This is a genomic window from Acinetobacter pollinis (assembly GCF_015627175.1).
GTDB lineage: Bacteria > Pseudomonadota > Gammaproteobacteria > Pseudomonadales > Moraxellaceae > Acinetobacter > Acinetobacter pollinis.
Map to the genome: position 1 here is coordinate 41,230 of NZ_VTDQ01000018.1, position 9,239 is coordinate 50,468.

Genomic DNA, 9,239 nt, shown 5'->3' on the forward strand with positions numbered 1-9,239 from the left:
TAAATATATTAATGAATAAACATCGTATTTGATTGATTGATATATTGGGGAAACTGCTGAATAGAGCCATTCGCTTGTAAAAGTGCCGCAAGTGCCAAAATATATTTATAAGCATTCATTGCAGATTCTGCTTGCATGGCATGATAGATATTTTCTGCATCGACCACTTGGGTAGCAGTTCCCATATTTTCTTTAAAAGATAGTGTTTGAATACGCAGATTTTCTTGAGCGGCCTGCATGTTTTCTTGTATTAAACGGTGCGTATGTTGTGCACCTTCCATGGTAGTATATGCTTTAAAAATTAAACTCTGTAATTCTTGCTTAGCGCGTTCTGTTGCAAGTGTGCTTGCATCTCTTTGCAGCGCTGCTGCTTGAACTTGTTTTTTATGGTCTATGCCTGAAAAGAGATTATATTTTGCTGCAATACCAACGACCCAGTTTTCTTTATTGTCAATAACGTACTCTCCAAAAGCATAAAGGGTTGGTTTTTGTGAGGCACGTTGAATTTTAATATTTTGATCAGCCAGTTGGGTATCCATTTGCATTTTTTTGAGTAAAGTAGATTTCTGTTCAAGTTGATTATATAAAACGGTTAATGGTTGACTCATTGAACTATTGATAAAAAGTGGTGTAGTTAAATGAAAAGATTGTGTATTTTGAAGAAGTTGTTGTAATGCAAAATGACTTTGTTTAAGTTGAATTTCTAAATTATCTAATGTTCTTAATGAATTATTATATGCCACTTCAAATTGCATGCGTTGTCCTTTACTAATAAACCCTTGCTGCTCAAGTTTTATTGCATTGTTAACGTGTTTTTGCATCGCATCTGCATTAAATTGTGCAATATCGACTAATTTTTCTTGTAATTGAACATTAAAATAATTTTGTATAATTTCGAATCGTTGATTGTCTTCTTGCTGTTGTACAGTAATCTCCCCACGTGTTGCTTGCAAAGCCGCTAAATTCTTAGTCGCTGAGATGAGGCCACCTGTATACAGTGGCATAATGATAGAAATGGTTGGGCGAATATCATGATCTTTTACCACAAGGTTGGTTTGATCAGGAATGAGGTTATTTATTCCATCGGAGATATTCTGGTCTGCAGTTTGGCTAATTTGTGCAATCGCGTCTTGATTTATTCCAAGTTGTGAGCCAACTGTCGAAATTTGGCTATTTAAATTTTGAGAAATACTTTGATTAATATTGTTTTTAAGCGTCGTCAAAGGAATATTTTGTTCAGCACGAAAAGCATAAGCGCGTACGTTGAAGTTAATATTTGGTAGTCCAGCATGTTTAACTGCTTCAGCATTTAGTTGCGAAGCGTGCTGTAAATTCTGGCTTGCTTGTGTAGTATAACTTTCATGCAATATTTGTTGTTCAGCTTGTTGATAGCTTAAGTCATAAGCAAAACCATGCTGTAAATACGTTACTCCTAAAGCAAATAAAAAATATTTAGAAATCTTGTGGCCTAAGTCTGTTTTATTTTTTGGCATAAATTTTAAGAAATAGAAATTTTGCATAGGGTCATAGGTCTTTAGTTTTGATCGTTATTTTCCTGTTGTAGCAGAGAGTATAGTACATTCACTTGTGAAGTGAACAAAGTTTATTATGGTAAGTGAGAACATTGGAAATTTAAAATTGAAGTGCGTAAAATCGAACTTCGTTACCATTTGCACCTGAGGCATGTATGCGAGGACTTTATCTTATTACCAATGATGATCCTTTTCCTATTCTTTTTGAAAAACTAAAAATTGCTTTAGCAACAGGTCAAATTGCAATTTTACAATATCGACGTAAAAAAGTAAGTTTTGAAATACAACTTGAAGAAGTTGAAAGAATTAAAATATTGTGTGAGCAGTATCAAACCCCATTTGTTATTAATGATAATCTTGCCCTCGCTGTAAAATTTGATTTAGGCGTACATTTAGGGCAAGGAGATGGAGAAATTGTTGATGCTGTTCGACAGTTACCAAAGCATCAAATTATCGGTAGAACGTGCAAAAACTCTTTAGATTTTGCAGAATCTGCAATTGCTGAAGGTGCTACCTATGTGGCTTTTGGCGCTATTTTTGCGACAGCGACAAAACCCGAAGCAGGGAATTTTGGTATTGAGATTGTAAGACAGGCACGAAAAATATTTGATATACCTATTTGTGCAATTGGTGGTTTGACTGTAGAAAATGCACAACCTGTGATTGATGCAGGTGCGGATCTATGCGCTGTCATTAGCGATGTATTGGGAAGAAATATTCAAGATATTCCTGCACGTATTGATGCATGGACAAAACGATTTCATATTGAGGAAAAGTGAGCAAAAAATGGGACTTTCTACGAAACAAGTACAACTCTTTGAACAAGCAAGTAAACATATTCCAGGTGGTGTAAATTCCCCTGTACGTGCTTTTAATGGTGTGGGTGGTACACCTGTATTTATTGAGAAAGCAAAAGGTGCATATCTTTGGGATGTCGATGGTAAAAAATATGTCGACTATATCGGTTCTTGGGGACCAATGATTTTAGGGCATGCACATCCAGACATTATTCATGCTGTACAAACAGCAGCAGAAGATGGTTTAAGTTTTGGTGCACCGACAGTGCATGAAACAACACTTGCAGACATCATTTGTGAAGTCGTACCTTCAATTGAAATGGTACGTATGACAAACTCTGGTACAGAAGCAACAATGTCTGCAATTCGTCTTGCACGTGGCTATACTGGGCGCGACAAAATCGTAAAATTTGAAGGTTGCTATCATGGTCACTCAGACTCATTATTGGTGAAAGCAGGCTCAGGCTTACTAACATTGGGCGAGCCAACATCGAAAGGCGTGCCAGCCGACTTTGCAAAGCACACAATTACACTACCTTATAATGATATTGAAGCACTTCATGCATGTTTTAAGGAATATGGTTCAGAAATTGCTGGGGTTATTGTTGAGCCTGTTGCAGGAAACATGAACTTAGTTAAACCGATTGCGGGCTTCTTAGAAGCCATTCGTGAAGTATGCGATACATATCATTCAGTATTTATTATTGATGAAGTCATGACAGGTTTTCGTGTCTCTTTAGGAGGTGCACAGGCATATTATGGTGTAACACCAGATTTAACCACACTTGGAAAAATTATTGGTGCAGGCCTGCCTGTGGGAGCGTTTGGTGGTAAACGTGAAATTATGGAGTGTATTGCACCTTTAGGTGGTGTATACCAAGCAGGTACGCTTTCTGGAAACCCGCTTGCAATGCGTGCAGGAATTACCATGTTTAAGCATCTACGTGAACCTAACTTTTATAAAAATTTGACTGAAAAACTCACTCAGTTATTAAAAGGTTTACAGCAAGTTGCAGATGAAGTAGGCATACCGTTTAAGACTGAACAGGCGGGTGCAATGTTTGGACTTTACTTCACCAATCAATCTGAAATTACAAGTTTTGATGATATTCTGAAATGTGATGCTGAAGCATTCAAAGTATTTTTCCATGGCATGCTAGATCGTGGTGTAAATCTTGCGCCGTCGGCATTTGAAGCTGGTTTTATTTCTGCTGCCCACACAGATGAAGATATCGACTTTACAGTAAAAATGGCGAAAGAAGTCTTTTTAGAAATGAATAAATAAGTGGGATATAGTTAGGTGAGGGTAGTCTAGCTATCCTCACCTATAAAAAAGAATTTAAAACTCTTTAAGTAGTTTTGCATGAATTGTTGCGAAATACTCTCTAAACCAAAGGTTATATCTTGTAAGTAAGGGGGTTGAGGCACTGACCATATACAGGTTCGTGTAACCTTGTTTTTCTCCAATTGCTTTTGAGCGAGGTACATGAAACTCGCTAGTCACCACAGCTAAAGACATTTCTTTTGTAATATGGTGTTTTTCCATCACAATCGCACTATTTTTAAAATTTGTAAAAGTACTCGTACTCTCATTTTCTAAGATCATACGATTATCTGGAATATGATAATTCTCTTTTAAGTACGCAGCCATCACTTGTGCTTCACTATAACTTGGATCTGTTGTGTATCCACCTGTGAGGATAATATGTGTATGAGGCTGTTGTATGGCAATCGCTGCTGCACGGTCTAACCGTTGTTGTAATGTTGGGGTAGGTTTACCATTCATAGCGCCACAGCCCAAAATCATAATGTTTTCTACATGTGGTACATGTTTTGTTGCCGATACATTTTGCTGTATTTTCCAAAAAAATATACCTAATGTAATAAGCCAAACGAAAAAGAAAAGCCATGCAAGTCGCCATGCTCTTTTTGCATAAGGGTGCTTTGCAAGAAAGGTTTGTATGGGCTCCCAGACAATACTTAATATAATAAATACCACTCCTAAAATGAATGGTGCAAGAATACTTAGATCTCGTTTCTGTAGAGAAAGGAGATAGCTATTTGCTGTAACCAATACAACACCTGCAAGCATTAGAGGAATTTGGCTATAGATTAGGTTTGATTGTTTTTTGAAAATTTTCATTAGTTTGAACAATTTTGTAAAGAAAAAGAATAAACATAAAACGGTGAAAACAGTAGAATACTTTATCAAATTTTTTAAAGAATGTTCTGTAGTTATTTTATATGAAAATATGGATGCTGATATCGACGTACTTATTGCTATTTTCTACAGTGGCTTATACTCAAGTGGTGCCTACAGATCATACTCAACAGATTGAAAATGCTGAAGATCGACCGAGTTTTTACAATTTCTTTGATGAAAAAGAGAAGACGCATAAGCCAGTTGTTGCCCTTGTTTTGGGAAGTGGTGGGGCTAGAGGCTATGCACATATTGGTGCAATTGAAGCTTTAGAACATCAGGGAATTCGACCTGATTTTATTGTGGGCACCAGTGCAGGGAGTATAGTTGGTGCAATGTATGCAAGTGGCAAAAGTCCTGAAGAAATTAAAAATATTGCGTTAAATATGAAGGTGAATGATGTACGTGAAATTACCTTTACGAAAAAAGGTTTTTTAGATGGTGAGAAAATTTCCAATTTTGTAAATAAGCAAATAGATAACTTACCTTTAGAGCAAATGAAAATTCCTTTATATATTGTTGCAACTGAGTTGAAAACAGGTCAAAAAACAGTATTTAATTACGGAAATGTAGGTCAGGCAGTTCAAGCATCAATTGCTATTCCTAGTATGTTTATCCCTGCTAAAATTGCAGGCAAAGAATATGTAGATGGGGGGTTAGTGAGTCCTGTACCGGTTGAGGTTGCACGCCATTTAGGTGCAGATGTAATTATTGCAGTGGATATTTTGCAACAACCCCAATATACGGAAACAACAAATATGTGGGGGCTTTTTAATCAAAATATTAACATCATGCAACAGCACTTATCTCAGAATGAATTAAAAAATGCAGATGTTGTTATACAGCCTGATATTCGTGAAAAAGCACATATTTTTGATGTTAAAGCACGTGATAGCACTATCTATGCGGGTTTAATTGCTGCCCAAGCTAAGATGAATTTGCTTAAAAATATCATTCAAGAAAAGACATTGATGTTAAAATAATAAACCAATTGGAGAAATTAAAAGCAAGGGCTGAGCGAAAACAATAATTCGTTCAATAATATAATGATGAGAGTTGCTGTAATTACGCCGTATTATAAAGAGCCATTGGAACAATTGATACGCTGTCATCAAAGTGTATTAATTCAAAAGGCAAATGTTACACACTTTTTAGTTTCAGATGGTTATCCAAAAGCTGTATTAGATCAATGGGATTGCGAACATATTCGATTGAGTCATCATAATGATTATGGGGATACACCTAGAGGTATTGGTGCAGCATCTGCATCTGCTCAAGGTTTTGATGCAATTTGCTTTTTAGATGCAGATAATTGGTATGAACCTCATCATTTAGAAACAATGATTTCAACTTTCAAGCGTTATAGAATACCTGTAGTGACAACATCACGAGCTTTATATACAAACGATGGCCAATATTTAGGTCAATGCAAAGAGTCTGACGGCATACACTTTGTCGATACCAATTGTTATTTTTTTCATAAATCAGCTTTTGAATTATGTTCAGCATGGTTATTTAAACCTAAAGGTCAAAGCATTGTTGGAGATAGAATACTTTGGAAAAGAGTTCAAGATGCTAAAGTTCCGTATGTACATCATAGGGGTATAACTGTAAATTATGTCACTGACTTTGCAGTGCACTATCAAATGTTTAATTTAACTCCTCCTTCGCAGAGTCGAGTATATTGTAAAAATCAGTGTAAATTTATCTCCTATAAGAGGTTTGTAGAGCAATCCTATTCTACTGAATACTAGTTTGCTCTACATTAACAGGTTCTACTTATAATTTGATGGTAGCTGAATAATTAACTCAGCACCCTTTTTTAAATTGTAATAAGGGGCAGCGCCTTGACCAAATACTTGTACAGGTGGTTTATTTACTTTGATAATAATTTGATTTGCTTTCTTAATAAAAGGTAGTTCGATATCTAGACCAAGATAGTTGTTAAATATATTGGCCATTTGGCGTTTGGTATCAATAGTTATTGCAGTGGTACTTATGGCTTTTTGCTGTTTATGTGTTACCTTGTCATAGATGTTTATCTTGGTATTTCTTAGAAGAATTTCCTTATCACCTGTATTTTTTATAGTGCAACTTTTTGCATTAACAGCAGTTAAAGCAGCTTTGTTAACAGGATATCCACCTGGTTCACGATCAACTATAAAGTTATGAAAAGTTGCTTTACAATTTTGAGTAGGAGCAGCGAGAACCAAAGATGGTAGAAATAATGCTGTGAATGCAATAGATTTTAGGCTGAGCATATTTTTTCCTTAAGAAGTAGTGTGTGAATATTCCATATTCTCTATATAAATAATATTTTCTATTGGATGAAATTACATATATTTTGTAGTGGCTTAGTTAGTCATCTTTAAGTTACTGGCTGACAAAGTGATCCAACCTGTGACAGAGTAAGAATTATTTATATATCTAAACGTATAGAAGAAATTTTCTATAAAATAAAAAAATGAAAGACTTAGATTGAATCTGTGTTTTTTGCACTGATCTGTAGGTTAAGCGATCTGTGGTTAGGCATTTAATTATGTAAAAGATCATATATAATAAAAGCGAAGCTACTTTAGTCAAGGATGGAGAGCATGCCCCAATTAGATGAGAAAATTGTACCTTCATCAGAAGATCAGTCTGAACTGACAATGACCGTTTTAATGACGCCAGATATGGCTAACTTTTCTGGAAACGTTCATGGTGGAACAATTTTAAAGCTATTGGACCAAGTTGCTTATGCATGTGCAAGCAGATACTCAGGAAGCTACGTGGTTACTCTTTCAGTAGACCAAGTAACATTTAAAGAACCTATACACGTTGGTGAGTTGGTCACTTTCCTTGCTTCCGTAAATCATGTGGGTAGAACCTCTATGGAAATAGGTATTAGGGTTGAAGCTCAAAATATTCGTACACGTGCACAACGACATACAAACAGCTGTTATTTTACAATGGTTGCTGTAGATGAGGCTGGAAAACCTCAAATTGTGCCTCAATTAAATATTGAGAATGATTGGCAGCGTTGTCGATTTGAGGCGGCTCAAGAACGCAAGAAAATGCGTTTGCACCATCATAAAAAGAAATCATGTAGCCTGACATACAAAGATAAAGACTAGTATGACAGAGGCTATTTATTAAGGAGCGTATAAATAGCCTGAATTATGCGATGCATCAATAATGAATTGTTTGAGTTTTGGGTAAATAACCTCTTGGATCTATTCCATGCGAAGCACCATTTAGATGATATTGTATTGCTTTGGGATCTGGCGTAATGACATGCGGAAAATCGATCGATGAATCATGATCATGAGCGGTTGTAGATATAATTGGATGAGGTACTTCTGTACGATATGTTAAGTATTGATGTGCGAGTGCATTCATGGCTGAAAATGTTGAAGGAGTTGCAAATATATCTTTTACTTGTTTCATATGATCTCTCCAAAACTATTCGGACAAATACGTGCTTTAAAGCCGTAATCTATAATTCATACTAATCATTAAAATGATTTTTTTTGAATTTCTGACAAAAGAAAACGGTTAATTAACCTTCAATGTACGTAGTGGATTCTTTTGTACTTCTGCTGTGAAAGAAGATATCTTCGATGTAAGAGAGCATATCTGGTGTGTTAATATTTAGTGCAAATTTTAACCAATTGGTTTACATTTAATTTACACTCCATAGACTGAAGTAGAAATTTACTTGTATGAGATATCTAAAATATCTGAATTCCTTTATCATATAGCAACTTGAAAATCACTTGGGTAAATTTGTAAATGCTTGAAATTATAGATATTAAGTTGGGAGGTGGTAAAGAAGCTGTGAAAGGCGCTTTAATTACAACACATTATACTGGTTGGTTAGCAGATGGAACAAAATTCGATTCCTCTATCGATCGTGGTCAATATTTTGAATGTGTGATTGGAACAGGTCGTGTCATTAAAGGATGGGATCAAGGAATAATGGGAATGAGAGTAGGCGGGAAAAGGAAATTGGTTGTACCTGCTCATTTAGCTTATGGGGAAAGGAAAATTGGAAAGATTATTCCTGCCCATGCAGATCTAACGTTTGAAATAGAATTATTTGATGTAAAAACAAGAGATGATTGAAAAAATACGTTTGTATAATGTAAGTCTCTATACACTTTTCACTACTTTAGTGAAGCAAAGTAGTGGAGTCGTGTAATCTCATATTGTAAGTTATTTTAATCGCAAATATATTATCTAACGGTAGATTAATTTATGTACTTTTAATCGATATTAAAGATAAAAAAAGTATAGATAAAGTTTATATTTTCCTAGCTTATTCACATAAATTCGTTACAATCTCGCCTACCATACGATCATGAACTGGAGATGGAGGTTATCGCCATTTTAAGCTCAAATTCAGTTTAGCTTTTGACAATATATTAAGATGGCTGATTAAAAAAACATGTCCAATCCCGACATTATATATAAACGCATTTTTGTGCGTATCTCCTCATCAGTATTATGAAAATTTTCAATGGAACTCATATGCTTACTCGTTTTTTAGGTTCAGTCGTTGCCGGCTGTGTTAGTTTAGCCATGTTAGGCATTTCTCCGTCGTTGTATGCAGCGAAGAAACCTCACATTCAGCCAACAACCCTCACGGTCATTGGATATCATGAGGTAACCAACCAAGCAAATGATGCATTAATTCCATTTTATGCGGTAACCACAGAAAACTTTGAA

Annotated in this window: 11 protein-coding genes; 7 read left to right on the plus strand and 4 right to left on the minus strand. The window is 35.5% G+C overall.

The features are described from left to right. Positions 1–8: 8 nt before the first annotated feature. On the minus strand, positions 9–1,493 hold the full coding sequence (locus I2F23_RS08395) for a TolC family protein (RefSeq protein WP_195773993.1): 1,485 nt from the start codon (positions 1,491–1,493) through the stop codon (positions 9–11). Between the two features lie 194 nt (positions 1,494–1,687). Here I2F23_RS08395 and thiE point away from each other — a divergent pair, with 194 nt between their 5' ends. Then, a complete protein-coding gene (gene thiE, locus I2F23_RS08400; protein WP_195772149.1) occupies positions 1,688–2,311 on the plus strand; it encodes a thiamine phosphate synthase in 624 nt (207 codons plus the stop codon). 7 nt (positions 2,312–2,318) lie between these two features. Further along, on the plus strand, positions 2,319–3,614 hold the full coding sequence (gene hemL / locus I2F23_RS08405; protein ID WP_195772150.1) for a glutamate-1-semialdehyde 2,1-aminomutase: 1,296 nt from the start codon (positions 2,319–2,321) through the stop codon (positions 3,612–3,614). 54 nt (positions 3,615–3,668) lie between these two features. Here the strand turns inward: hemL and I2F23_RS08410 are convergent, their stop codons facing one another. Continuing rightward, positions 3,669–4,472 carry a YdcF family protein gene (locus I2F23_RS08410; protein WP_195772151.1) on the minus strand — a complete coding sequence of 268 codons (804 nt, stop codon included), beginning with the start codon at positions 4,470–4,472 and terminating at the stop codon, positions 3,669–3,671. 101 nt (positions 4,473–4,573) lie between these two features. Here I2F23_RS08410 and I2F23_RS08415 point away from each other — a divergent pair, with 101 nt between their 5' ends. Then, positions 4,574–5,512, plus strand: coding sequence for a patatin-like phospholipase family protein (locus I2F23_RS08415; protein WP_407648012.1), 939 nt, complete (start codon positions 4,574–4,576; stop codon positions 5,510–5,512). Positions 5,513–5,575: 63 nt separating this feature from the next. Further along, positions 5,576–6,283: a glycosyltransferase family 2 protein gene (locus I2F23_RS08420; RefSeq protein ID WP_195772153.1), complete on the plus strand. Its 708-nt coding sequence runs from the start codon at positions 5,576–5,578 to the stop codon at positions 6,281–6,283. A gap of 21 nt (positions 6,284–6,304) precedes the next feature. Here the strand turns inward: I2F23_RS08420 and I2F23_RS08425 are convergent, their stop codons facing one another. Next, positions 6,305–6,790 (minus strand): hypothetical protein, encoded by a 486-nt coding sequence (locus tag I2F23_RS08425; protein ID WP_195772154.1) that lies wholly within the window; start codon positions 6,788–6,790, stop codon positions 6,305–6,307. 333 nt (positions 6,791–7,123) lie between these two features. On the opposite strand from I2F23_RS08425, the gene I2F23_RS08430 reads away from it, so the two are divergent. Next, the gene (locus I2F23_RS08430) at positions 7,124–7,645 is read left to right on the plus strand and encodes an acyl-CoA thioesterase (RefSeq protein WP_195772155.1); all 522 of its coding nucleotides are present in this window, start codon (positions 7,124–7,126) and stop codon (positions 7,643–7,645) included. Positions 7,646–7,700: 55 nt separating this feature from the next. On the opposite strand, the gene I2F23_RS08435 is transcribed toward I2F23_RS08430, so the two are convergent. Then, positions 7,701–7,958, minus strand: a complete 258-nt coding sequence (locus tag I2F23_RS08435; protein WP_195772156.1) for a hypothetical protein — start codon at positions 7,956–7,958, stop codon at positions 7,701–7,703. 345 nt (positions 7,959–8,303) lie between these two features. On the opposite strand from I2F23_RS08435, the gene I2F23_RS08440 reads away from it, so the two are divergent. Then, entirely contained in the window at positions 8,304–8,636 is a 333-nt protein-coding gene (locus I2F23_RS08440) for an FKBP-type peptidyl-prolyl cis-trans isomerase (RefSeq protein WP_195772157.1), read from the plus strand. A 405-nt stretch (positions 8,637–9,041) separates the two neighbouring features. Further along, positions 9,042–9,239, plus strand: a 198-nt coding sequence (locus I2F23_RS08445) for a hypothetical protein (protein ID WP_195772160.1), incomplete at its 3' end; no start/stop codon positions are given.

Bases quoted from the DNA above. Each gene is read 5' to 3' on its own strand.
- I2F23_RS08420 (WP_195772153.1), top strand. From the start codon at position 5,576: ATGATGAGAGTTGCTGTAATTACGCCGTATTATAAAGAGCCATTGGAA.
- I2F23_RS08435 (WP_195772156.1), bottom strand. From the start codon at position 7,958: ATGAAACAAGTAAAAGATATATTTGCAACTCCTTCAACATTTTCAGCC.
- I2F23_RS08425 (WP_195772154.1), bottom strand. From the start codon at position 6,790: ATGCTCAGCCTAAAATCTATTGCATTCACAGCATTATTTCTACCATCT.
- I2F23_RS08440 (WP_195772157.1), top strand. From the start codon at position 8,304: ATGCTTGAAATTATAGATATTAAGTTGGGAGGTGGTAAAGAAGCTGTG.
- I2F23_RS08410 (WP_195772151.1), bottom strand. From the start codon at position 4,472: ATGAAAATTTTCAAAAAACAATCAAACCTAATCTATAGCCAAATTCCT.
- hemL (WP_195772150.1), top strand. From the start codon at position 2,319: ATGGGACTTTCTACGAAACAAGTACAACTCTTTGAACAAGCAAGTAAA.
- thiE (WP_195772149.1), top strand. From the start codon at position 1,688: ATGCGAGGACTTTATCTTATTACCAATGATGATCCTTTTCCTATTCTT.
- I2F23_RS08395 (WP_195773993.1), bottom strand. From the start codon at position 1,493: ATGCCAAAAAATAAAACAGACTTAGGCCACAAGATTTCTAAATATTTT.
- I2F23_RS08415 (WP_407648012.1), top strand. From the start codon at position 4,574: ATGAAAATATGGATGCTGATATCGACGTACTTATTGCTATTTTCTACA.
- I2F23_RS08430 (WP_195772155.1), top strand. From the start codon at position 7,124: ATGCCCCAATTAGATGAGAAAATTGTACCTTCATCAGAAGATCAGTCT.